Genomic DNA, 24,009 nt, shown 5'->3' with positions numbered 1-24,009 from the left:
TTGCGGCCCCGCGCCGCCCTCACGAATTCCGTACCAGCACCGCGGAGATTTCATGCGCACCACCCCGCCCGTCTTCCGTTCCGCCCCCCTTTCCGTGGCCCGCTCCGGCCTGCTGCTGATCGCGCTCAGCGTCGCGCTGGCCGGCTGCAACCGCGCCCCGCGCGACGCCGAAACCGCCGCGGCCGCCGACAAACCCGCCGTCGCCGCGCCGGTTCCGCGCTTCGACGCCAAGCTCAGCCTGGTCAACAACAACGGCGCGATCCGCTACGACGGCGTGGTCGACAGCGAGGCCACCCGCAAGGCGCTCGGCGTCGCCCTGGCCCAGGCCTACGCCGGCCAGATCGGCGGCGACCTGCAGGTCGACAAGGCCGCCAAGCCCGCGCCGTGGCAGGACCAACTGCCCCAGTTCGCCGCCGCCCTCACCATGCCCGGCGCCGCGGTGCGCTTCGAAGGCAACCTCATCGAACTCAGCGGCCAGACTTCCGACGCCGACCGCGCGGTCTTGCTCGAACAGGCCAAGCAGCGATTCCCGGGCTATCGCTACGCCGGCCTGTTCGAGGGCGTCGGCGATGCGGCCGCCTCGCCCGACGCCGCGGCCCAGGCGCTGGCCGCGCTGCAGCCGGGCAAGGCCGACGGCCCGGCCGTGGCCAAGGCCCTGAACCAGATGTCGGTGCGTTTCGAGGACGGCGGCGCGCGCATCCAGGCCTCCAGCCTCGACATCCTCAGCCGCGCCGGCAAGGCATTGCAGGCCGCGCCCAAGGACGCCCGCTTCCAGATCGTCGGCCCGGGCGGCGGCGCCGGCCAGCCGGCCGACAACGAGGCGCTGTCGCGCCAGCGCGCCGAAGCGGTCAAGGTCCAGTTGATCGTCGCCGGCGCCAACCCGGGCGCGCTGGAGACCCGCGGCGAACCCGGTGCCGCCGCGACCCCGCTGCGCTTCCAGGCCCTGCCCTGAGCCAGGCTGCAAACTGAACGAGACAGCCGGGCCGGCCCCCTCGCGGGCCGGCCCGTTCGCGCACTCGCGGCCGCTGCGGCGGACCCGCCGCCCCAGCCCTGCGCCGCCGCGCCGGCGCAAAGCCCGCCGCCACGGGCCCTGCGTGACATCGAGGGTGACGCCTGCGGACCTTCCGTTGCGCGGATTTGCCCCCATCTCCCCCACTCGATACGCTCCTCTGTTCGCCGTCGCGCCTCGCGCCGGCGACCCTCCCCTTGCAGGCACCCGATGGCGCTGGACTACATCCGCATCCGCGGCGCGCGGACGCACAACCTCAAGAACATCGATCTCGATCTGCCGCGCGACAAGCTGATCGTGATCACCGGACTGTCCGGTTCGGGCAAATCGTCGCTGGCCTTCGACACGATCTACGCCGAAGGCCAGCGCCGCTACGTCGAATCCCTGTCGGCGTACGCGCGGCAGTTCCTGTCGGTGATGGAAAAGCCCGATGTCGACCACATCGAAGGCCTGTCGCCGGCGATCTCGATCGAGCAGAAATCGACCTCGCACAATCCGCGCTCGACCGTGGGCACGATCACCGAGATCTACGATTACCTGCGCCTGCTGTACGCGCGGGTCGGCTCGCCCCGCTGCCCGGACCATCACTACCCGCTGGAAGCGCAGACCGTCAGCCAGATGGTCGACCAGGTCCTGACCCTGGACCCGGAGCAGCGCTACATGCTGCTGGCGCCGGTGATCCGCGAGCGCAAGGGCGAGCATGCGCAGGTATTCGAGCAACTGCGCGCGCAGGGCTTCGTGCGCGTGCGGGTCGACGGCGAGTTGTACGAGATCGACGCGGTGCCGCCGCTGGCGCTGCGGGTCAAGCACACCATCGAGGCGGTGGTCGACCGCTTCCGCCCGCGCGATGACATCAAGCAGCGCCTGGCCGAATCCTTCGAGACCGCGCTCAAGCTCGGCGACGGCATGGCCCAGGTCATGTCGCTGGACAAGGCGGATTCGGCGCCGCTGCTGTTCTCGTCCAAGTACAGCTGCCCGGTCTGCGATTACTCGCTGCCGGAGCTGGAGCCGCGGCTGTTCTCGTTCAACTCGCCGGTCGGCGCCTGCCCGACCTGCGACGGCCTGGGCGTGGCCGAGTTCTTCGATCCGGGCCGGGTGGTCACCCATCCCGAGCTGTCGCTGGCCGCCGGCGCGGTGCGCGGCTGGGACCGCCGCAACGCCTACTACTTCCAGTTGATCCAGTCGCTGGCCAAACACTACAAGTTCAGCGTCGACGCGCCGTGGCAGTCGCTGCCGGCGCCGGTGCAGAAGGCGGTGCTGTACGGCAGCGGCGACGAGACCATCACCTTCACCTACCTCACCGAGAACGGCGGGCGCAGCCAGCGCAAGCACCGCTTCGAAGGCATCGTGCCGAACCTGGAGCGGCGCTACCGCGAGACCGAATCGGCGGCGGTGCGCGAGGAGCTGGCCAAGTACATCAGCCAGCGCCCCTGCCCCGAGTGCGCCGGCGCGCGCCTCAACCGTTCGGCGCGCAACGTGTTCGTCGCCGAGCGGCCGCTGCCGGAGCTGGTGGTGCTGCCGGTCGACGAGGCGCTGTCGTTCTTCAAGGCGCTGGAACTGCCGGGCTGGCGCGGCGAGATCGCGGTCAAGATCGTCAAGGAGATCGTCGACCGCCTGCGCTTCCTGGTCGACGTCGGCCTGGACTACCTGACCCTGGAACGCAAGGCCGACTCGCTGTCCGGCGGCGAAGCCCAGCGCATCCGCCTGGCCAGTCAGATCGGCGCCGGCCTGGTCGGGGTGATGTACGTGCTCGACGAGCCCTCGATCGGCCTGCACCAGCGCGACAACGAGCGCCTGCTCGGCACCCTGACCCGGCTGCGCGACCTCGGCAATACGGTGATCGTGGTCGAGCACGACGAGGACGCGATCCGCCTCGCCGACCATATCGTCGACATCGGCCCCGGCGCCGGCGTGCACGGCGGCGAAGTCGTCGCCCACGGCAGCTTCCAGGACGTGCTCAAGGCGCCGCGTTCGCTGACCGGCCAGTACCTCAGCGGCAAGCGCAAGATCGAGATCCCCAAGCAGCGCCACAAGCCCAACCCGAAGTCGATGCTGCATCTGCGCGGCGCGACCGGCAACAACCTCAAGGACGTCGATCTCGATATCCCGGCCGGGCTGTTGACCTGCATCACCGGCGTGTCCGGCTCGGGCAAGTCGACCCTGGTCAACGACACCTTGTACGTGATCGCCGCCAACGAACTCAACGGCGCGGCGCAGACGCCGGCGCCGTACAAGTCGGTGGAGAACATCGAGCTGTTCGACAAGGTGGTCGACATCGACCAGTCGCCGATCGGCCGCACCCCGCGCTCGAACCCGGCCACCTACACCGGCCTGTTCACCCCGCTGCGCGAGCTGTTCGCGCAGGTGCCGGAAGCGCGCGCCCGCGGCTACTCGCCGGGACGCTTCAGCTTCAACGTGCGCGGCGGCCGTTGCGAGGCCTGCCAGGGCGACGGCCTGATCAAGGTCGAGATGCACTTCCTGCCCGACGTCTACGTCCCCTGCGACGTCTGCCACGGCAAGCGCTACAACCGCGAGACCCTGGAGGTCCTGTACAAGGGCTTCAACATCAACGACGTGCTGGAAATGACCGTCGAGGCCGCGCTGAGCCTGTTCGAGGCCGTGCCGAGCATCGCCCGCAAGCTGGAAACGCTGATGGACGTCGGCCTGAGCTACATCAAGCTGGGCCAGAGCGCGACTACCCTGTCCGGCGGCGAGGCGCAACGCGTCAAGCTGTCCAAGGAACTGTCGCGCCGCGACACCGGCCGCACCCTGTACATCCTCGACGAGCCGACCACCGGCTTGCACTTCCACGACATCGAGCACTTGCTGGCGGTGCTGCACCGTTTGCGCGACGACGGCAATACCGTGGTCGTGATCGAGCACAATCTCGACGTGATCAAGACCGCCGACTGGGTCGTCGACCTGGGTCCGGAGGGCGGCCATCGCGGCGGCACCATCCTCGCCACCGGCACGCCGGAACACATCGCAGCCCTGCCGCACTCGCATACCGGCCGCTTCCTCGCGCCCTTGCTCGGCCTGCCCGCAGCCGACAGCGCGCACAAGAAACCTGCCGCCAAGCCGGCAAAATCCGCCACCAGCGCCACGCGCGCCAAGAAGAAGTCCGCTGCATGACCGATACTCCGTCCACGCCGGCCGCCGGCAAGAAAAAGCCGGCGCCGCGCAAGCGCGCCCCGCGCAGCCGCAAGAAACCGGAAGCGGCGGTGGCCGGCGCCGAAACGGCGGCGCCCGCCGCGCCGGCGACCGAAACCGCCCCCGCTCCGGCCGCCGCGCCCGCAGCGCCCCTGTCCGCCGCCGTCGCGGCCGTACCGACGCCGCTGATCAAAGTGCCGCTGTCGGTGCGCTGGCGCGACCTGGACGCGTTCAACCACGTCAACAACTCCAAGTACCTCAGCTACCTCGAGGAAGCGCGCCTGCGCTGGATGATGACCCTGCCCGGCCACGGCATGGACGACCATGTCGCGCCGGTGGTCGCCGCCGCACACCTCAATTACCGCCGGCCGATCGAGTGGCCGAACGAAGTCGACATCGAACTGTTCGTCGAACGCTTGGGCACCACCAGCGTCACCGTCGGCCACCGCATCGTCGGCGCGCAGGACCCGACCGCGCTGTACTGCGACGGCAACGTCGTCGTGGTCTGGATCCATCGCGAAACCGGCCAGGCCGCCGCCCTGCCGGAAGCCGTGCGCACGGCCTGCAATTCCTGAGTCCGGCGGCGCTGCGCGGCCCCGCACCGCGCAGCGTTTGCGCCCAGATCGCGGCTGGCCCGCGCAGGAGCGGCGCGAGCCGCAATCGGGTCGCGTAGAACCGGCATCGCCGCCGTCATCGATCGACACGGCGGCGCCCGTCGAAATACGGATAGCGCAAACCGCGATCGCGCAACGCCGACGCCTAGCCGCGCCGTGTTTCCGCGTAATCGGCGCGGACGTGCCTCGCGTTCCCGCGACGCGCTCCGGGTTCAGCGATCCGGCCTGATCTTCGCGGGCGCGGCCGCAACAACGCGGTCGCGGCTGAGGCCGCGGCTACAGGCGAAGCACCGGGGGCCCTCGACGAGCCGGCGCCGCGCTCATGGCGCCGGTTTACGCACCTCGAACTCGCCGAACAGCGTACCGCCGTCCTTCAGCGCGAACTCCACCGCCACCCGGCTGCCCGCCTTCAACGGCGCGCGCGGCTGCATCAGCATCAGATGCAGGCCGCCCGGCTTGAGCACCGCCGCACCGTCGGGCGCGATGCGCAGTTCCGGCACCGGCCGCATCTTGCTGACCCCGTCGACCAGCCGGGTCTCGTGCAAGCTCACCTCGCCGAACGCCGCGCTCTTCGCGCCGACGATCACCACCGGCGCCGCGCAGCGATTCTCGATCCGGCCGAAGCCGGCCATCATCGGCATCTGCATCGGCGGCAACCGCAACCAGCCTTCGCGGACCTGCGCCGCGCAGCCCTTGGCCGGCGCGGGCGATTTGGCGAGCGTCGACAGCGGCGCCGCGAGCGCGAGCGCCAGACCGAGTCCGATAGCGATGCGAGAAGCGTTCATGGGGCCCATCATACCCGCGGACATCGTCGCGTCGATGAAGGCCGGCAGGCGGCGCCGGGCGGCGGTACGGCCCGCGGCGACGAACGCGGGGCCGCCCGTCGCTCCGGACATGGCGCCGCAACGGCGGCCACGGCGCGACGGCTTCGCGGCGGACCGTACCGAACAGCGCATCGCCGAATCGTTCGCGCGCAGCCATGTCGATGCGAAACCGCACCCCGCCACGGTTCGCATCACCGGACCCTTGCCGCGCCGAAGCGATTGGGAGATCGTGTCGTCCCGTCAGCCGGCGAGCAGAAAGGCCCGCGCCATACCGTGTCCGGGTGAGCCGCAACCGCCGACGGCAAAGCCGAACCGACCTACGCCGTGCGCCAGCGCCCGCCCCCAGGACATCACACCATGAGCTTCGTAGAGACCCAGACCCACGGCGACATCGTCGAGATCCGCCTGAACCGCGCGCCGGTCAATGCGCTCGATCCGCAACTGTGCAACGAGACCCGCGAAGCGATCGACAAGGCGGTCAGCCACGGCGCACATGGCATCGTCCTCAGCGGCGGGCCGAAGGTGTTCTCGGCCGGCCTCGACGTGCCGTATCTGCTCTCGCTCGGCGAGCGCAAGGACCACCTGCTGCTGGCCTGGCAGGCGTTCTTCGGCCTGGCCCGCGCCCTGGCCTCCTCGCCGGTGCCGGTAGTCGCCGCGATCGGCGGCCACGCTCCGGCCGGCGGCTGCGTGCTGGCGTTGTGTTGCGACTACCGGATCATGGCCTCCGGGCCGTTCCGCATCGGCCTGAACGAAACCGAGGTGGGCCTGGTCGCGCCGGAAGGCATCCAGCGCCTGATGCGGCGCGTGGTCGGCACCTACCGCGCCGAGCGCCTGTTGGTCGCCGGCGAGTTGGTCGATGCCGAAACCGCGCTCAACATCGGCCTGGTCGACGAACTGGTGGAGATCGAACACGTCGCCACCCGCGGCCGGGTCTGGCTGGAGCAACTGCTGAGCTTGCCGCGCAGCGCGATGCTGCACACCCGCGCCCTGGCCCGCGCCGACCTGGTCGATGCGCTGCGCCCCGAGCACATCGAACTCGACCGCTTCATCGAGGCCTGGTACGGGGTCGACACGCAGACGGCGCTGCAGGCCCTGGTGGCGAAGCTGCGCAAGTAACCAAGCCGGATGCCGGCGCAGCGGAATCGGCCGCCGCGAGCCGGCGATCGGCAGCAGCCAACCTCGCTTCCGAGCGTTTTCGGCTCCGTTCCTGCCGACGTCCTGCGTCCGTCCGCCAACGCCCGGCTCACAGCATCCAGATCTCGACCCGCTCGTTCCGGTAGCGCGCGCCGGGACTGCCGGCCGCGGCCAGCGGCAGCGCGGTGCCCATGCCGCGCGCCTGCTCCACCCGCAGCCCGCGCGTCATGAGCTCCTGCGCAACCAGATCGGCGCGGTCGTTGCTCATCATCATCGCCGCCATGCTGGAGCCCGCGCTGGCGTCGGCGAAGCCCACCACCAGCAAGCGCCGGCCCCGGTTCGGCGGCAGTTGCATGAAACGGCGCAGGCGGTCGAGGTCGCGCACCGTGCGGCTGTCGTAGACGCTGGCGGCCACTCCGCTTTCGCCGCCGCCGGCGAAATTGAAACGCAGGCTCAGCGGCAACCGGACCGCGTCGGCGACCAGTTGCCGGTACTCGGCCGGTCCCAGCATGGTGCGGCGGACACGGCCGGGAACCAGCGTCATCGCCACATGGCCGCTGCGCGCCACGGCGCGCTGGCCCGAGCGGGCCATCGCGTACAGGGCGAAGCTGCGGCTCAAGGCGCCCATCATCTGACCGCCGTAGAAATACAGGCGCCGAGTCAGCGGATAGTCCTCGGACAGTATCTCGGTCTGGGTCGGCGCCACCGCCCGGCCGCCGTCGGCGATCGCCAACGGACGCGTGCCGGCGCCGTAGTGCGCGCCGATCGGAATCAGGCCGATCGCGTTGCGGTCGGCGGCGACTGCGGCGACCAGGCGCTCGGCATCGACGTGCAGCTGCGCCTCGCCGAATGCGGCGCCGCGCATGACCCGCTCGTTCATCAGGTCGCGCACCGCGCCGGCGGCCGGAAGCAGATGCAAATGCACTTCGCCGGCCGCGGCGCCGAATTCGCGCCAGTCGCGCGCCTGCCCCGAAAACAGCCGCCGCAGCTGCGTCACGTCGAGACGAACCAGGGGGTGGTCGCGCGCGACCACCACCGCGACGCCGTCGAGCGCGACCGCGAACTCCTGGTCCTGCGACGCGAGGTCGCCGAGTTGCCAACCGGCCTCGAGTTCGGCCGCGTTCGGGCGCCGGGTCATCATCGCGATCTGCGCACGGCCTTCGACCAGGTCGGCGAAGCCGCGCGCCGAATCACTGGACGCGATCTCCACCACCAGCGGCAGCCCGTCGCGCACCGCGTGGATTTCGGTCAGCTCGGCGCGCGGACGACTGCGGCGGATGCCGGTGTAGCCGATATCGCGCAGCCAGGACTCGGCCACCGCCGGCGTCAACGCATAAGCCAGCGTATGCGAACCGTGGATGCGGACGCGTTCGGCCTCCTGGGCCTGCACGACGAGCGCCGGCGCGAATAACAGTGGCCACAACACGAACGAGCGCAAAAACGGGCGCAGCATGATGCGCACTCCCCCTGTAAGAGTGCGCGCAAGAATGGGCGTGGCCTGTGACGCAGCGATTACGCGACTCCAAGCACATTAATGACGAAATGGAATGCGCTTATTTCGTCAAGTCGCAACACAGCGCGGGTGGGGATGCCGTCAGGGCACGGCTGCGGGTTGTCGGCGATGCCGCGCCAAAATTCCGTCTTCGCACTGCGCTTGCTTGGCACGCCGACAGCGGCCGAAGAGTCGCTGCACAGTCCCTATCGCGACTTCCGTCGCTCTTGCAGAGACACGGGAAGCGCGCGGCAAGAACGACGCATGACGGTCGCGGCTTGCGCCGCGCCTACCCCTCGAGCGGTAACGCAACGAAGTCCGTTGCGTTTGTGCTTCCGCTGCCGTTGCTGTTGTGGTTGTCGTTGTGGTTGTCGTTGTGGTTGTCGTTGTCGTTGTCGTTGTCGTTGTCGTTGTCGTAAAGAGCTTGGCGCCGCAGCGATCTCGCGAGAACGCCCTGAAGCCCCGCAGGGCGGCCCGCAGGGAGGCGGGCCGTGCGCAGCCAGGCCACGGAGGGCCTGTGCGAGCAGCCCCGCGCAAGCCACGTCCCATAGTGGCTCTTGATCCGAAAACAGCCACGGCGTTTTCTTTGGTTACTTTTGGCGGAGGAAATCCAGTAGGACGTTGTCGCCTTGGACAAAGAAAGTCACCCGGCCGCCTGCGGACGGAAACTTTGCTTTAGAGCTTTTGTCCATAGACGCCGGCGCTACGGTTTCGGGCTTCGATCGATGGCGAAGGCGTCGATTTCTCTGCGCGTCCCGGGGTCGCGGCTTACGCCGCTCCTACAGCGGGGCACAGGACGCGGACGGAAGGGTTGCTTTGAAGCTTCAGAGGCCGGCGAACGATACGCGCCGCGAGGCCGAAAGGACGCGGTCGCGGCTTGCGCTGCTCCTACACAGGGACAGGCGACAACGCGCGGCTAGAGTGAAGGATGGCGGTCGCGAGTTGCGTCGCTCCCAACCCGTCGCGACGGTTTCCGGCTTCGATCGATGACGTCGGCGTTGGGTTCTCTGCGCGTCCCGGGGTCGCGGCTTGCGCCGATCCTACAGGGCGGGCGGGAGCGGACGGAGAGCGGCCGCAAGCTCACTCGGCGCCGGTCGCGACCGGGCGCTGCGGGTCTTCGATCCAGCCGCTCCACGAACCGGTGTACAGCGCCGCGCCGTCGAAGCCGGCGTGCGCCATCGCCAACAGATGATGGCAGGCGGTGACGCCGGACCCGCACATCGCCGCAACCTCGCCCGGCCCGCGGCCGTCGAGCAGCGGCGCGAACTCCTGCGCCAGCGCCTCGCGCGACTTGAAGCGGCCGTCGGCTAGATTGCCGGCAAAGGCCCGATTGCGCGCGCCCGGCACGTGGCCGGCGACGCGGTCGAGCGGTTCGACTTCGCCGCGGAAACGCTCGCCGGCGCGGGCGTCGATCAGCAGGCCGCCGGAATCCAGCAGCGCGCGCACGTCCTGCGCGTCGAGCAGGCGGCGATGGTCGTAGTCGGCCTGGTAATGCGTCGGCTGCGGCACCGGCACCTGCGCATCGGTCGGCAGGCCGAGCGCGGTCCAGCGCTGCCAGCCGCCGTCGAGCACGGCGACGTGCCGGTGGCCCAGCACGCGCAGCAGGAACCATAGCCGCGCCGCCGCCAACGCGCCGTCGGCGCTGTCGTAGGCGACGACCTGATGCTGCGGGGTGATGCCCCACTCGCCCAGGCGTGCGGTGAAATCGGCCGCGTCCGGCCAGGGATGGCGTCCGCCACCGCGCTTGCGATGGTCGGACAGGTCGCGGTCCAAGTCGGCGTAGCGCGCGCCGGGGATGTGCGCGTCGCGATAAGCCTGCTCGCTGGCCGCGCGGTCGGTCAGCGAGGTGCGGGTATCGATCACGATCAGGTCCGGGCGGCCGAGCGCGGCGGCGAGCTCTTCGGCCGATACCAGGGTGGTCCACTGCATCATCGGATCGTCTCCAGTCGTTGCCGCAGGTTCAACAGCATCGAAGCGGTCGCGCCCCAGATGCGCTGGCTCGGCCAGCGGTACTCGAGCACGTGACGCGCGCGCCCCTTGTAGTCGAGGGTGCGGGTGGTGAGGTTGCCGGGGTCGAGCAGGAACGCCAGCGGCACTTCGAACACCTCGGCGACCTCGTTCGGATCCGGCCGCGCGACATAGCCCGGATCGATCGTCGCCACCAACGGCAGCACGCGGAAACCGGTGATGGTGACCAGCGGGTCGAGAAAGCCCAGCGGCGCGATCAGCGCGCCCGGCACGCCGATCTCCTCTTCGGTTTCGCGCAAGGCCGCAGCCACCGCGTCGGCATCGTCCGGCTCGATGCGGCCGCCGGGGAAGCTGACCTGGCCGCCGTGCTGGCGCAGGCCGTCGGTGCGCCGGGTCAGCAACACCTGCACGCCGTCGCCGCGCGGCACCAGGCCGACCAGCACCGCCGCCTGCGCGCGCAGCGCGTCCTCGGGCAGCAGGCCGCTGAGGTCGTCGAGGTTCCAGCCGTCGCTCTCCGGCGCGGCATCCAGCGGATGCAGCGCCGCCAACAGGCGGATGCGGGCGCGCGAGTCGGCGACGAGGAAATCGGCGCCGAAGCCGCCGGCGGGCGCGGCCCCGCTCATCGCCGGCCCGTTTCGCGCAACGGCAGCACCTGCTCCATCAGGCGCAGGCGCTCGTCGTCGTTCATTTGCGACCAGCGCGCGATCTCGGCCGTGGTGCGCAGGCAGCCCTGGCACAGGCCGTCGTCGCCGAGTTGGCAGATGCCGATGCAGGGGCTCAGCACCGCGCGGAAAGTCGTCATGTCGTCCACTCTGGCCATGCGGCCATTGTGCCTCGCGGCGCCGCCCGGAGCAGCCGGCGCGCTTGGCGAATGCAGCGGCCGGCCGGGCCGGCCGCAAAAACGACTTGCGCCGGACGAGCCGGCGCAAGTGGGTACTGCTGAGCGGGTCTTACTTGACGCTGACCAGCTTGATCTCGAACTGCACCGCGACGTTCGGCGGGAACGGGGTGCGCGGGTCGGCGCCGTAGGCCTTGTCGGCCGGCAGGGTCACTTCCCACTTCGAGCCGGTCGGCATCTGCAGCAGCACTTCGCGCATCGCCGCCATCTCGATCTCGCTGACCTTGATCGCCGGGATCGAGTTGGCCGGACGCGCCTGCGCCGGACGCTCGCCGAACGGGAACGGGCCGGCGACTTCCAGGGCCACGGTGCTGGCCTGGGTCGGCTTGGCGCCGGTGCCGTTTTCGATCACGCGATACTGCACGCCGCTCGGCAGGGCCTTCACGCCGGCCTTGGACTTGTTGGCGTTGATGAAGGCGTCGCTCTTGGTCTTGTTCTCGGCGGCGGCCTTGTCCCACTCGGCCTTGGCCTTGTCCTGCTGGCGCTTCTGCATGTTCTGAACCGCAGTGCGCAGCTGGTCGACCGGCACCGACGGCTGCTTCTTGGCGTAGCCGTCCTGCAGACCCTTGACGATGGTGTTCACGTCGACCTGTTCGCCGCTTTCCACGGCATTGCGGCCGAGGTCGTAACCGAGCGCATAGCTCAGCTTGCCCTTCTCGGTAGAAGTGTCCTGCGCGACGGCGTTGCCGGCGGTCAGAGCCAGGGCCGCAACGGCGGCAGCAATCAGACGCAACTTCATTCGGTGGAATCTCCGCTAATGGCACGGGGCGACCTGCGCCGCCCCGATCGGCTGGGGACATCGTCAACCTGTCCCGATTTGAAAGCCCTGGCTCGGTCGTATGCGGCCGACAGGACGGGTTAGGATACCGGCGGCAGCGCTTAACCGCCACTGACGCCGCCCCGCTGTGACCGCGCCGCGGGCGCAGAGTTCCGTGGCCGCCGCGCCCGTTCCCCTTTCCCGAACTCCAACGGCCATCACATGACCGAATCGCCCCTGCTGATCGCCGATCGCGGCGCCGTGCGCCAGATCACCGTCAATCGCCCCGACAAGCTGAACGCGCTCAACGCCGCGACCCTGGACGCCCTGCTGGCCGCCTTCGAAGCCGCCGCGGCCGATCCGGCGGTACGCGCGGTGATCCTGACCGGCGCCGGCCCCAAGGCCTTCGTCGCCGGCGCCGACATCGCCGAAATGAACGGCCTCAGCCCGGTCCAGGGCCGCGATTTCTCCCTGCGCGGGCAGAAGCTGATGCGCCGGATCGAGAAAATGCCCAAGCCCGTCATCGGCATGATCAACGGCTTCGCCCTCGGCGGCGGCCTGGAACTGGCGATGGGCTGCCATCTGCGCATCGCCGCCGACAGCGCCAAGGTCGGCCAGCCCGAAGTCAATCTGGGCCTGATCCCCGGGTTCGGCGGCACCCAGCGCCTGCTGCGCCTGGCCGGGCGCGCAGCGACCCTGGAGCTGTGCCTGCTCGGCGCGCCGATCGACGCGGCCCGCGCCCAGCAGTTGGGCATCGTCAACCGGGTGGTGCCGGCGGCGGAGCTGGAAGCGGAAACCTACAAGCTGGCCGACCAGCTCGCCGCCTCGGCGCCGCTGGCCCTGCGCGGCGTGCTCGACTGCGTCGCGGTCGGCGGCGAATGCGGGATCGAGGAAGGCCTGGAATACGAAACCGCGCAGTTCGGCCTGATGTTCTCGACCGAGGACATGCGCGAAGGCACCGGCGCGTTCCTGGAACGCCGCAAGCCGGCCTTCGCCGGCCGCTGAGCCGCGCCGCAATGACCGCGCCCGTGTCCTGCCGCTGCGGCTGCGTCGCCGACGCGGCCGCCGCGCACGCGATCGTCCTGGCCCTGGCCGCGGACGATCTCGACCGGGCCCTGGAGCTGGGCCTGGCCGGCCCGCTCGCCCCCGACTGCGCGCAGTGCGCACCGGAGTGCCGCCAGCGCCTGCGCACCGCGCGCGACGCGCGCCTGCGTGCGCTGGCCGCGCGCGAGCGCTACCGGGCACGCGAAACCCGCTTGCAGCGCCGCGCCGCCGAACGGGCCGCGCAGCGCACCGGTGCACCGGCGGCGGCCGCCGCGGCCGCAGAAGCCTCTGCGCCGCAGGCCCCTGTGGCCGCGGCCGCACCGCCACGCCCCGCGCTGCCCGCCGCGGCCGCCGCGGCCTTGGCCCGGGCCAAGGCGAAAGCCGCCGGCCGGCCGCCGGACTGAACCGTTCCCCCGTCCACTGCCTTCGCATCGACCGCATGCCCAAGCCCGCCTCGCGCCAGCGCCCCGCACGCCCCTCCGCCTCCGCCGCTGCCGGGCCGAAGGCCGCTCGCTCCGCCGAAGCCGCCGTGCCCCGGCCGGCGACGTCCAAAGCCGCAGGCTCCGGAACCGGCGCGGTCAAAGCGGCCGCGACGCGTGCTGCGCCGCCGAAGTCCCGCGCATCGCAGCCGAAGGCGGCGACAGCCCGTCCGTCAGGGCCGCGCACAGCGGCCAAGCCGGGCGGGTCGGCATCGAGCCCGGCCTCCGCCAAGCCGCGCGCCGCCAAGCGCGTGCCGCGGTTGAGCCCGATCGAAGCCGAGGAGATGTTCTCGCGTTTGCGCGAACTCAATCCGCACCCGACCACCGAGCTGGAATACGCCACGCCGTTCGAATTGCTGGTCGCGGTCGCGCTGTCCGCGCAGGCCACCGACGTCGGCGTCAACAAGGCCACGCGCAAGCTGTTCCCGGTCGCCAACACGCCGCAGGCGATCGCCGCGCTCGGCGTCGAAGGGCTCAAGCCGTACATCGCCACCATCGGCCTGTTCAATACCAAGGCGGCGAACGTGGTGGCGCTCTCGCAACAACTGCTGGAACGCCACGGAGGCGAGGTGCCGCGCGACCGCGCCGCGCTCGAAGCCCTGCCCGGCGTCGGCCGCAAGACCGCCAACGTGGTCCTCAACACCGCTTTCGGCGAACCGACCATGGCGGTCGACACCCACATCTTCCGCGTCGCCAACCGCACCGGCCTGGCGCCGGGCAAGGACGTGCGCGCGGTCGAGGACGCGCTGCTGAAAGCCGTGCCGGCGGAGTACCTGCAGGACGCGCACCACTGGCTGATCTTGCACGGACGTTACGTCTGCAAGGCGCGCAAGCCCGATTGCCCGCACTGCGCGATCCGCGACCTGTGCCGCTTTACCGACAAGACGCCGGGCGAGCCGGAGCCCGTAGCCGCCTGATTCGCAAGGGAATCGGATTCGACGCACGGCGGTTGCGCCGGCGTCATCGCGCGGTCACGCCGGCGAAATAAGTCAGATCTGTCACATTTACGCAACTTTCACACCCTAGCCTGCGCGCCATCACTCCACGCCTCAGGGCTAGACCATGAAACTCTCGCGTAACACCCTCGCCGTAGCGTTGCTCGCCGCGCTGGCCGCTCCGGCCGCGCATGCCGAAGTCGCGCTGGACGTCATCGGCGACTCCGAAGTCTCCTTCGAAGGCCTGCTGCAGGCGGATTACAACGATTTCAACAGCGACGTCCTGAACCTCAACGCCGACCTGCCGGACGGCAAGGACAACGACAACGAGCTGCGCCGCGCCGAACTGGTGCTCAAGGGCAAGGGCCCGGGCAACATCGAGTGGGTCGCCGGCTACGACGCCAAGGCCGACAAGTTCCTCGACGTCAACCTCAAGTACAAGCTCGGCGGCGACAGCAACCACTACATCCAGGTCGGCCAGTTCAAGCAGCCCAACAGCCTGGAAGAGCTGTCCTCGACCAAGAACAACGACTTCGTCTCCAAGGCGATGGTCACCAACACCTTCGGCGTCGCGCGCCGTCTCGGCGCCGCCTACAGCTACGGCAGCAACGACTGGAGCATCACCGCCAGCTATTTCGGCCGCGAGCTGACCCGCAACCTGGCGCACGGCGCCGGCTTCGGCCTGCGCGGCACCTTCGCCCCGATCAACGAGAAGGGCAACCTGCTGCACTTCGGCCTGTCCTACGTCGACCTCGACACCGACGCCGACACCGCGCGCATCCGCACCCGTCCGCAGGCCGACCTGGCCGCGGGCCGCCTGGTCGACACCGGCAACATGCTCAACGTCGACCGCCAGAACACCATCGGCGCCGAAGCGCTGTGGGTGCGCGGTCCGTTCAAGCTGCAGGCCGAGTACATGCGTTCGGAGTTCGACCGCTACGCGACCCGCGCCAGCTCGCAGCCGGGCAAGAAGTTCACCGGCGACAGCTGGTACGTCAGCGGCGTGTGGAACATCACCGGCGAAACTTGGGGCTACAAGGCCGGCGTGCCGACCACCCCGCTGCCCGACGAACCCGCCAGCGGCATGTGGCAGGTCGGCGTGCGCTACGACAAGATCGACCTCAACGACGGCTCGCTGCGCCCCGGCGCGACGCCCACCGCGGCGCCGATCGTCGCCGGCGTGCTCGGCGGCGAAATGGACGCCTGGACCGTCGGCGTGAACTGGTACTGGCGCTCGAACTTCAAGTTCATGCTCGATTACTCGATGGTCGACAGCTCCAAGTACATCGGCCGCACCAGCGCGACCTATTCGCAGAACCCGCGCTACAACAACCGCACCTTCAACCGCGTGGTCGACGACAGCCCGAACATCATCACCGCGCGCGTCCAGTTCTACTGGTAATCGGTCCCGGTCCTCTCTCCCCCTCCGATCGGCGACGGTCGTTACGGGCGCGGCGCTGCCGCGCCCTTATTTTTCCCGCGCCACGGCCCGTGCCGTGTCACCCGGCTGTCACATAAGTGCCTCGCGGCGGTCATCGCACCGTTATGAAATGCGCCGCAACGGTTACGTGCCAGCCGTCTCTTTTCAGGAGCCCACCGTGTTCAAGTCCCTGTCCTTCCGCCTGAGCGCCATCGCCGTCGCCAGTGCGCTCGCCGTCACCGCGCAGGCCGCCGACGTCACCGGCGCCGGCGCTTCCTTCGTCTATCCCGTGATGTCGAAGTGGTCGGCCGACTACGCCAAGACCACCGGCAAGAAGGTCAACTACCAGTCGATCGGCTCCGGCGGCGGCATCGCCCAGATCAAGGCCGCCACGGTCGATTTCGGCTCCTCCGACGCGCCGCTCAAGCCCGAGGAACTGAGCAAGTTCGGCCTGGCCCAGTTCCCGTCGGTGATCGGCGGCGTGGTGCCGGTGATCAACGTCCCCGGCGTGGCTTCCGGCGCGATGAAGCTGGACGGCGAAACCCTCGCCAACATCTTCCTCGGCAAGGTCACCATGTGGAACGACCCGGCGATCGTCGCCCTCAACGGCGGCCTCAAGCTGCCGGCGAAGAAGATCACCGTCGTCCACCGCTCCGACGGTTCGGGCACCACCTTCAACTTCGTCAACTACCTGTCCAAGGTCAGCGGCGAGTGGAAGAGCTCGGTCGGCGAAGGCACCGCCGTCAAGTGGCCGACCGGCATCGGCGGCAAGGGCAACGAAGGCGTGGCCGCCTACGTCAAGCAGATCCAGGGCGGCATCGGCTACGTCGAGCTGTCCTACGCGCTGCAGAACAAGATGGCCTATTCGCGCCTGAAGAACGCCGACGGCAAGTTCGTGCTGCCGACCGACGAAACCTTCTCCGCCGCCGCGGCCAGCGCCAAGTGGGCCGACGCCAAGGACTTCTACCTGGTCATGACCAACGCACCGGGCGAGAACTCCTGGCCGATCACCGCGACCAACTTCATCCTGATGTACAAGCAGCCGAAGAACGCCGCCGGCGCCAAGAACGCCAAGGAATTCTTCCGCTGGGTCTACGCCAACGGCGACGCCCAGGCCAAGTCGCTGGACTACGTGCCGCTGCCGGACGCGCTGGTCAAGCAGATCGAGACCTACTGGTCGGCGAACATGAACTACTGATCGGTTCGGAGGCGACCGGACCGGGGGGTTATCGGTCGCCGCCAGGGGAAGCAGATCGCGCAACGGGCCTTCGGGCCCGTTGTTGTTTTGGGGATTGGGGATTGGGGATTGGGGGTTGGGGGGTTGGGGGTGGAACGCCAAGACGGCGTCGCTGTGAAGGCGGGGCCGGGGATTTCAGCGCGCCGCTCCCTGCCAAGCCCCGGGGCCCGGGCGCTCGCGGCACACGACCGGCCGGGGTCGCCTTGCGCCCGGATCGACCGCCCTGCCTGCGGCTAAACGGATTCCCGGCACGCCAGGCCCGCGCGACGCCTCCCGAATCGCGGGTGCCGCCGTCACGCTCAAAGCCGGACTCCGGGCCTTTTGTGACCGCCAGACAGCAGCCCCCTCCGCCAAACCGCGACCTCCGGCACCCGGAACCGCGCTTCGCTACAGATTCGTTACCGATCCATGTCATAGCGGTGTAACAAAAAGATCATCAAATGGCGCCACCCAGCCGGCGCCCACGCCGGCCCCTCTTGGAGCAGCCATGAAATCGCCGGCCCGTATCGCCGTCCTGTCCCTCGCCATCGCGCTCGCCACCGCAGCCTGTTCGGGCAATCAGTCCCCGACCCCGGCCGGCGACGCCAAGACCGAAGCGGCCGCTCCGGCCGGCGACCAGGTCGCCGCGCAGATCACCGGTGCCGGCGCCACCTTCATCTACCCGCTGCTGTCCAAGTGGTCGGACGACTACCACAAGGCCACCGGCGCCAAGGTCAACTACCAGTCGATCGGCTCCGGCGGCGGCATCGCCCAGATCAAGGCCGGTACGGTCGACTTCGGCTCCTCCGACAAGCCGCTGGCCAGCGACGAGCTCGCGGCCGCCGGCCTGGGCCAGTTCCCCTCGGCGATCGGCGGCGTGGTGCCGGTGGTCAACGTCGACGGCATCGCCCCGGGCCAGTTGCGCCTGACCGGCCCGCTGCTGGGCGAGATCTTCCTCGGCACGGTGGCCAAGTGGAACGACGCCAAGATCGCCGCGGCCAACCCGGGCGTGGCCCTGCCCGATCTCAAGATCAACATCGTCCACCGCTCCGACGGCTCGGGCACCACCTTCAACTTCTCCAACTACCTGTCCAAGGTCAGCCCGGAGTGGAAGAGCAAGGTCGGCGAAGGCACCTCTGTGCAGTGGCCGGGCGGCGTCGGCGGCAAAGGCAACGAAGGCGTGGCCTCGTACGTGAAGCAGATCAAGGGCTCGATCGGCTACGTCGAACTGGCCTACGCGCTGCAGAACAAGATGGCCCACACCCAGCTGCAGAACGCGGCCGGCCAGTTCGTCCAGCCCAGCGCCGAGGCCTTCCAGGCCGCCGCCGCGACCGCGGACTGGGCCAACGCCAAGGACTTCAACCTGGTGATCACCAACGCCGCCGGCGAGAAGTCCTGGCCGATCACCGCGACCAATTTCATCCTGATGCACAAGCAGCCCAAGGACGCCAAGCGCAGCGCCGACACCCGCGCTTTCTTCAAGTGGGCGTTCGAGAACGGCCAGGCCCAGGCGCAGTCGCTGGATTACGTGCCGCTGCCGGCGGAGCTGGTCAAGCAGATCGAGGCGTACTGGAGCGCGGAGTTCAAGTGACGAACCGGCCCGCGCGGGCGGGGGGCCCGCGCGGGCGGGGGGATCGAACGCTGGGGCGCAGTGCGCCCTGGCCGGGTCGGAAAGCCTGCAGCGCGACACAGGTTGACGCAAGCCAGGCCGCAATGAAGCGCTGCATCCCCGTGTTCGCGGGGACGACGGCAGGTAACGCACGCAGCGCTCGGAGTATCCGCACTCCGGAATCCACGGTCTTTGCTCCGCCCGATCGCGGGCAAAGCATCTGATCCATCCAAGGCACCGCCTCAGGCACCACCGCCAGTCGCACCCGCAAACGCACCACCCGCTCGCAACCCCTTCCCCACGCGTGGCCCCGCCGGACTTTCACCCGCCAATGAACGCGACCGCCCTACCTGCCGCTCCGACCGCGCCCGCCGCGCGCGACGTCAAGGACGCGCGCAACGACCGCCTGTTCCGCTACGCGCTCACCGCTACTGTCGTCTTCGTCCTGTTCGCCCTCGCCAGCGCAGCGCTGTCGATGCTGTGGGGCGGCCGCCACGTGCTCGCCCATGAGGGCCTGAGCTTCTTCGTCACCGCCGAGTGGAATCCGGTCGAGGACAAGTACGGCGCGCTGGTGCCCATCTACGGCACCGTAGTCACCGCCCTGATCGCGATGCTGATCGCGGTGCCGGTCAGCTTCGGCATCGCCTTCTTCCTGACCGAGGTCGCGCCGCGCTGGGCGCGCGGGCCGATCGGCACGGCGATCGAACTGTTGGCCGGCATTCCTTCGATCATCTACGGCATGTGGGGCCTGTTCGTGCTGGTGCCGGTGATGACCGAGTACGTCACCCCCTGGCTCAACGACCATGTCGGCACCTGGCCGGTGATCGGCAAGCTGTTCCAGGGGCCGCCGCTGGGCATCGGCATGCTCACCGCCGGCATCGTCCTGGCGATCATGGTGATCCCGTTCATCTCCTCGGTGATGCGCGAGGTGTTCCTGACCGTGCCCACCCGGCTGAAGGAGTCGGCTTACGCGCTGGGCTCGACCAAGTGGGAAGTCAGCTGGGACATCGTCCTGCCCTACACCCGCTCGGCGGTGATCGGCGGCATCTTCCTCGGCCTGGGCCGCGCGCTCGGCGAGACCATGGCGGTGGCGTTCGTGATCGGCAACTCGGTCAACTTCTCGGCCTCGCTGCTCGAACCCGGCACCACCATCGCCGCGCTGATCGCCAACGACTTCGGCGAAGCCACCGAGACCTACCGCTCGGCCCTGCTGCTGCTCGGCTTCGTGCTGTTCATCGTCACCTTCGTCGTGCTCGCCGCCGCGCGGTTGATGCTGCTGAAACTCTCGCGCAAGGAGGGCACCTGATGAGCGCCGCTACCGCTACGGCCGACCCGGCCCTGCAGCAACGCCACCGCACCGCCGACGCCCTGTACCGCCGCCGTCGCCTGGTCAACGCCGCCTCGGTGCTGCTGGCCTGCGCCGCCGCCGGCTTCGGCCTGTTCTTCCTCGGCTGGATCCTCTACACCCTGATCGCCAAGGGCCTGGGCGGGATCGACTGGGCGCTGTTCACCCAGAACACGCCGCCGCCGATGCAGGAAGGCGGCCTGATGAACGCCTTCTTCGGCAGCGCGGTGATGTGCGCGATCGCCATCGCGATCGGCACCCCGCTGGGCATCGCCGCCGGCACCTGGCTGGCCGAATACGGCGCCGGGCGCAAGATCGGCACGGTGGTGCGCTTCGTCAACGACATCCTGCTGTCGGCGCCGTCGATCGTGCTCGGCCTGTTCGTCTACACCCTGGTGGTGATGCAGACCGGCGGCAACTTCTCCGCCCTGGCCGGCGCGATCTCGCTGGCCTTCATCGTCCTGCCGGTGGTGGTGCGCACCACCGACGAGATGCTGCGCCTGGTGCCGGCGCAGATGCGCGAAGCGGCGCTGTCGCTGGGCGTGCCGCAGTGGAAAGTGATCGTGCAGGTGCTGTACCGCAGCGCCTCGGCCGGCATCGTCACCGGCGTGCTGCTGGCCCTGGCGCGCATCTCCGGCGAAACCGCGCCGCTGCTGTTCACCGCCTTCGGCAACCAATACTGGAACCACAACGTGCTGCAGCCGATGGCCAGCGTGCCGGTGGTGATGAACCAGTTCGCCGGCAGCCCGTACGAAACCTGGCAAACCCTGGCCTGGGCCGGCGCCCTGGTGCTCACCTTCTTCGTCCTGATCGTCAGCCTGCTCGCCCGCACCCTGGTGCTGCGCAAACGGATCTCCAATGACTGACCTGTCCAACATCTCCGCCGCCCGTACTCCGGCCGCCATGAACGAGACCCGCCTCACCGTCGCCACTCCGGAGCGCGCGGCCGCCGCCGACGCGCCGGTGAAGCTCGCCGCGCGCGGCCTGAACTTCTACTACGACAAGTTCCACGCGCTGAAGAACATCGACCTGGAGATCCCGGAAAAGCGCGTCACCGCGCTGATCGGACCTTCCGGCTGCGGCAAGTCGACCCTGCTGCGCATCTTCAACCGCATCTACGCCCTGTACCCGAAGCTGGAAGCGCGCGGCGAAGTGCTGCTGGACGGCGAGAACATCCTCGACTCGCGCTATCCGATGAATCGGCTGCGCAGCAAGGTCGGTATGGTCTTCCAGAAGCCGGTGCCGTTCCCGATGACCATCTTCGAGAACGTGGCCTACGGCATCCGCCACCACGAGAAGCTGTCCAAGTCGGAAATGAACGATCGCGTCGAACAGGCCCTGCGCCAGGGCGCGCTGTGGGACGAGGTCAAGGACAAGCTGGGCCAGAGCGCGCTCGGCCTGTCCGGCGGCCAGCAGCAACGCCTGTGCATCGCCCGCGCCGTGGCCTTGCGCCCGGACGTGCTGCTGCTGGACGAACCGACCTCGGCGTTGGACCCGATCTCGACCAGCCGCATCGAGCAGTTGGTGGAGGAGCTGAAGAAGGACTACACCATCGCGATCGTGACCCACAACATGCAGCAGGCCGCGCGCGTCTCCGACTTCACCGCCTTCATGTACCTTGGCGACCTGATCGAGCACGGCGCGACCGAACAGATCTTCTCGCAGCCGACCAAGCAGCAGACCGAGGATTACATTACCGGCCGGTTCGGTTGAACCGGCCGGGATTGGGGATTCGGGATTCGGGATTCGCAAAAGCGGCCCTCTCCCACCCCGATCCGGAGCCGTTGCTGTTGCAGTCGCCTTTCACCAATCCCTAATCCCGAATCACGAATCCCCGCCCATGACCATGCACGACCATATCGTCAAAAGCTACGACGACGAGCAGCGCCGCTTGCTCGACGAAACCCTGCGCATGGGCGAGATGGCGGCGTCGCAGTTGGAAGCCGCGTTGGACGTGGTGCAGCGCCGCGACGACAAGGCCGCCGAGCGCATCATCGCCAACGACGAGGCGATCGACGCGCTGGAGCAGGAAATCAGCCACGACGTCATGAAGCTGGCCCTGCGCGGGCCGATGGCCCGCGACCTGCGCGAGATCCTGGCGGCGATCCGCATCGCCTCGGACATCGAGCGGGTCGGCGACTACGCGGCCAACGTCGCCAAGCGCTCGACCGCGTTGAATCTGGCCCCGCCGCTGCCGCACGTGGCCGGGCTGCACGCGCTGGGCACCCTGGCGGTGGCGCAGCTGCGCGACGTCCTGGCCGCCTACCGCGACAACGACGTCGAACTGGCCCAGCGAGTGCGCGCGCGCGACGCCGAGATCGACACCGCCTACACCGGCCTGTTCCGCGAACTGCTGACCTACATGATGGAAGACGCGCGCAGCATCACCGCCTGCACGCATCTGCTGTTCATGGCCAAGAACATCGAACGGATCGGCGACCACGCCACCAACATCGCCGAGAACGTCTGGTTCCTGGTCAAGGGCGAGCAGCCGCTGCCGCCGCGCGAGAAGCGCGACGACACCAACACCGCCAGCCCGGTCTGAAGCGGTGGGCGGGCGCCGCGCGCGCCCGCCCGCGTTGCGCCGCAACATAATCCGGCCCGCGTCGTAACTCCGGCACAGGGCCGGCCGCATTCCGTCGCCGCCTCGCGGCAGCGCCGTCGCGTCGGCCATGAATCGCGGTTTCGCCGCGATAGCGCGCATGCAAACGGTTTCTGTGCCTTGGGACTGAATCCGCTCTGAACAAAACGCGACGCCGGTCGCGCTGCGCGAACCCATTCGCCCCCTCCCCCCCCCTCTTGGTACATGCCCGCAACGCGGCGGCGCGGTGTATTTTGGCAACCCGGAGGAGGACCGGCATGACCCTGCTGATGGCCAACGGAGATTTGGCGGCGGCCCGCTCGGGCGATCGGGCGGCGCTCGAGCGCGTCTTGACGCATTCGCGCCAGGACCTGCGCCGCTACGCCGAATTCCACTGCGTCATCAACGACGTCGAGGACGCGGTCCAGGAAAGCCTGATCACCGTCTCGCGCAAGCTGCGCGACCTGCGCGTGCTGGAATGCTTCGTGTCCTGGACCTTCCGCATCGTCAAGCGCGAATGCAACCGGCTCAAGCGCGCCCGGCGCCTGCTCAGCGGCGAGCCGATCGGCGAGGAGATCATGCCGGTGGTGACGCCGGAACCGGCCGAGTGGCGCCACGACGTCGCCGCGGCGCTGGAGTCCCTGCCCGCCCACTACCGCGAGATCATCCTGCTGCGCGACCTGGAAGGGCTGACCGTCGAGGAGATCGGCGCGCGCCTGGGGATGACCCGCGAGGCGGTGAAGTCGCGCCTGCACCGCGCCCGCGTCCTCGCCCGCGAGTACCTGCAGCCTTGACCTCGCCCCGGCCGCCGCATGGCACCCGGCGACGCCGGATTGCGTATGTTCCTGTTGATCCGCTCCATCGCCTTTCCCGCAACGCCGAATTCAACGCAAACCACGGACCCGACCCGTCGGACCGTCATCCCAACCGGCGGAACCCCGCCGACATCGCCACGTAGGAGTGATTCCATGTCCAAGCAAATCAAGAAGCCCGTCGCCCTCGCCCTCGGCGCCACCCTGATCGGCGGCCTGAGCCTGTCGGCTTCCGCGTTCGCGATGACCGACCTGTCGCAGGGCTACCTGCTGGGCGCGCAATCGGCGCAGACCGCCGACAAGGCCGCCGACGCCAAGGCCACCGACGCAAAGAAGGCCGAAGGCACCTGCGGCGCCGACAAGAAGGCCAAGGAAGGCAGCTGCGGCGGCGACAAGAAGGCCGCCGAGGGCAAGTGCGGCGAAGGCAAGTGCGGCGCCGACAAGAAGCACGCCGAAGGCAAGTGCGGCGAAGGCAAGTGCGGTGCCGACAAGAAGGCCGGCGAAGGCAAGTGCGGCGAGGGCAAGTGCGGCGGCGACAAGAAGGACGCAGCCAAGCCCGCCGCGGCCAAGCCGGCGGCCAAGAAGGCCGGTGAAGGCAAGTGCGGCGAAGGCAAGTGCGGCGGTTCGGTCTGATCGCAGCGCGATGACGATGGACGGCTCGCGTCCCTTGAAACCGGATGCCGTCGGCCTCGGCCTGCGGCGGGCCCTGCTGGGCCCGCTGC

General features: G+C 69.4%; 20 protein-coding genes and 1 pseudogene. 16 read left to right on the top strand and 5 right to left on the bottom strand.

The annotated features are described in order from the left end of the window. The first annotated feature begins 52 nt into the window (after nucleotides 1-52). The 3 genes from TX83_RS21970 (at nucleotide 53) to TX83_RS21960 (ending at nucleotide 4,734) form a co-directional block, all read left to right on the top strand. Entirely contained in the window at nucleotides 53-952 is a 900-nt protein-coding gene (locus tag TX83_RS21970) for an OmpA family protein (protein ID WP_064750121.1), read from the top strand. Between the two features lie 267 nt (nucleotides 953-1,219). Further along, nucleotides 1,220-4,141 carry an excinuclease ABC subunit UvrA gene (uvrA, locus tag TX83_RS21965; protein ID WP_064750120.1) on the top strand — a complete coding sequence of 974 codons (2,922 nt, stop codon included), beginning with the start codon at nucleotides 1,220-1,222 and terminating at the stop codon, nucleotides 4,139-4,141. Between the two features lie 203 nt (nucleotides 4,142-4,344). After that, the gene (locus TX83_RS21960) at nucleotides 4,345-4,734 is read left to right on the top strand and encodes an acyl-CoA thioesterase (RefSeq protein WP_261370249.1); all 390 of its coding nucleotides are present in this window, start codon (nucleotides 4,345-4,347) and stop codon (nucleotides 4,732-4,734) included. Between the two features lie 359 nt (nucleotides 4,735-5,093). On the opposite strand, the gene TX83_RS21955 is transcribed toward TX83_RS21960, so the two are convergent. Beyond that, nucleotides 5,094-5,789 (bottom strand): copper chaperone PCu(A)C, encoded by a 696-nt coding sequence (locus TX83_RS21955; protein ID WP_261370246.1) that lies wholly within the window; start codon nucleotides 5,787-5,789, stop codon nucleotides 5,094-5,096. A 165-nt stretch (nucleotides 5,790-5,954) separates the two neighbouring features. Here TX83_RS21955 and TX83_RS21950 point away from each other — a divergent pair, with 165 nt between their 5' ends. Continuing rightward, entirely contained in the window at nucleotides 5,955-6,713 is a 759-nt protein-coding gene (locus tag TX83_RS21950; RefSeq protein ID WP_064750119.1) for an enoyl-CoA hydratase/isomerase family protein, read from the top strand. Nucleotides 6,714-6,840: 127 nt separating this feature from the next. Here the strand turns inward: TX83_RS21950 and TX83_RS21945 are convergent, their stop codons facing one another. From TX83_RS21945 to TX83_RS21925, 4 genes and pseudogenes are all read right to left on the bottom strand, one after another. Further along, nucleotides 6,841-8,184 (bottom strand): substrate-binding domain-containing protein, encoded by a 1,344-nt coding sequence (locus TX83_RS21945; protein WP_075575313.1) that lies wholly within the window; start codon nucleotides 8,182-8,184, stop codon nucleotides 6,841-6,843. 1,119 nt (nucleotides 8,185-9,303) lie between these two features. Then, nucleotides 9,304-10,155 (bottom strand): sulfurtransferase, encoded by an 852-nt coding sequence (locus TX83_RS21935; RefSeq protein WP_064750117.1) that lies wholly within the window; start codon nucleotides 10,153-10,155, stop codon nucleotides 9,304-9,306. After that, nucleotides 10,152-10,993, bottom strand: a pseudogene (locus TX83_RS21930) (NUDIX hydrolase). The gene TX83_RS21935 and the pseudogene TX83_RS21930 overlap by 4 nt, the downstream one beginning before the upstream one ends. Nucleotides 10,994-11,141: 148 nt before the next feature. Next, nucleotides 11,142-11,828, bottom strand: a complete 687-nt coding sequence (locus tag TX83_RS21925; RefSeq protein ID WP_064750116.1) for an FKBP-type peptidyl-prolyl cis-trans isomerase N-terminal domain-containing protein — start codon at nucleotides 11,826-11,828, stop codon at nucleotides 11,142-11,144. Between the two features lie 240 nt (nucleotides 11,829-12,068). On the opposite strand from TX83_RS21925, the gene TX83_RS21920 reads away from it, so the two are divergent. The 12 genes from TX83_RS21920 (at nucleotide 12,069) to TX83_RS21865 (ending at nucleotide 23,920) form a co-directional block, all read left to right on the top strand. Beyond that, nucleotides 12,069-12,851 carry an enoyl-CoA hydratase/isomerase family protein gene (locus tag TX83_RS21920; protein ID WP_064750115.1) on the top strand — a complete coding sequence of 261 codons (783 nt, stop codon included), beginning with the start codon at nucleotides 12,069-12,071 and terminating at the stop codon, nucleotides 12,849-12,851. Nucleotides 12,852-12,862: 11 nt separating this feature from the next. Continuing rightward, nucleotides 12,863-13,294, top strand: coding sequence for a hypothetical protein (locus TX83_RS23590; RefSeq protein WP_186442690.1), 432 nt, complete (start codon nucleotides 12,863-12,865; stop codon nucleotides 13,292-13,294). Nucleotides 13,295-13,653: 359 nt separating this feature from the next. Beyond that, complete coding sequence (nth, locus tag TX83_RS21910) at nucleotides 13,654-14,286, top strand: endonuclease III (protein ID WP_087960782.1); 633 nt, start codon at nucleotides 13,654-13,656, stop codon at nucleotides 14,284-14,286. Nucleotides 14,287-14,431: 145 nt separating this feature from the next. Further along, on the top strand, nucleotides 14,432-15,706 hold the full coding sequence (locus TX83_RS21905) for an OprO/OprP family phosphate-selective porin (protein WP_064750113.1): 1,275 nt from the start codon (nucleotides 14,432-14,434) through the stop codon (nucleotides 15,704-15,706). Nucleotides 15,707-15,854: 148 nt separating this feature from the next. Continuing rightward, the gene (pstS, locus tag TX83_RS21900) at nucleotides 15,855-16,922 is read left to right on the top strand and encodes a phosphate ABC transporter substrate-binding protein PstS (protein ID WP_064750112.1); all 1,068 of its coding nucleotides are present in this window, start codon (nucleotides 15,855-15,857) and stop codon (nucleotides 16,920-16,922) included. 526 nt (nucleotides 16,923-17,448) lie between these two features. Continuing rightward, nucleotides 17,449-18,531, top strand: coding sequence for a phosphate ABC transporter substrate-binding protein PstS (pstS, locus tag TX83_RS21895; protein WP_064750111.1), 1,083 nt, complete (start codon nucleotides 17,449-17,451; stop codon nucleotides 18,529-18,531). Nucleotides 18,532-18,880: 349 nt separating this feature from the next. Then, nucleotides 18,881-19,855 carry a phosphate ABC transporter permease subunit PstC gene (gene pstC / locus TX83_RS21890; protein WP_064750109.1) on the top strand — a complete coding sequence of 325 codons (975 nt, stop codon included), beginning with the start codon at nucleotides 18,881-18,883 and terminating at the stop codon, nucleotides 19,853-19,855. Further along, on the top strand, nucleotides 19,855-20,760 hold the full coding sequence (pstA, locus tag TX83_RS21885) for a phosphate ABC transporter permease PstA (RefSeq protein ID WP_064750107.1): 906 nt from the start codon (nucleotides 19,855-19,857) through the stop codon (nucleotides 20,758-20,760). The genes pstC and pstA overlap by 1 nt, the downstream gene beginning before the upstream one ends. Continuing rightward, entirely contained in the window at nucleotides 20,753-21,607 is an 855-nt protein-coding gene (gene pstB, locus TX83_RS21880; RefSeq protein WP_428992590.1) for a phosphate ABC transporter ATP-binding protein PstB, read from the top strand. The genes pstA and pstB overlap by 8 nt, the downstream gene beginning before the upstream one ends. Before the next feature lie 127 nt (nucleotides 21,608-21,734). After that, nucleotides 21,735-22,439, top strand: coding sequence for a phosphate signaling complex protein PhoU (phoU, locus tag TX83_RS21875; RefSeq protein WP_064750103.1), 705 nt, complete (start codon nucleotides 21,735-21,737; stop codon nucleotides 22,437-22,439). A 314-nt stretch (nucleotides 22,440-22,753) separates the two neighbouring features. Beyond that, nucleotides 22,754-23,269, top strand: a complete 516-nt coding sequence (locus TX83_RS21870) for an RNA polymerase sigma factor (RefSeq protein WP_064750101.1) — start codon at nucleotides 22,754-22,756, stop codon at nucleotides 23,267-23,269. Nucleotides 23,270-23,443: 174 nt separating this feature from the next. Further along, the gene (locus TX83_RS21865) at nucleotides 23,444-23,920 is read left to right on the top strand and encodes an HvfA family oxazolone/thioamide-modified RiPP metallophore (protein WP_064750098.1); all 477 of its coding nucleotides are present in this window, start codon (nucleotides 23,444-23,446) and stop codon (nucleotides 23,918-23,920) included. The last annotated feature ends 89 nt before the right edge of the window (nucleotides 23,921-24,009 follow it).

The organism is Lysobacter antibioticus HS124 (assembly GCF_000336385.2).
Classification (GTDB): Bacteria; Pseudomonadota; Gammaproteobacteria; order Xanthomonadales; family Xanthomonadaceae; genus Lysobacter; species Lysobacter firmicutimachus.
Note: the sequence above shows the minus strand (reverse complement) of the source record. Positions and strands in the feature narration are given on the sequence as shown.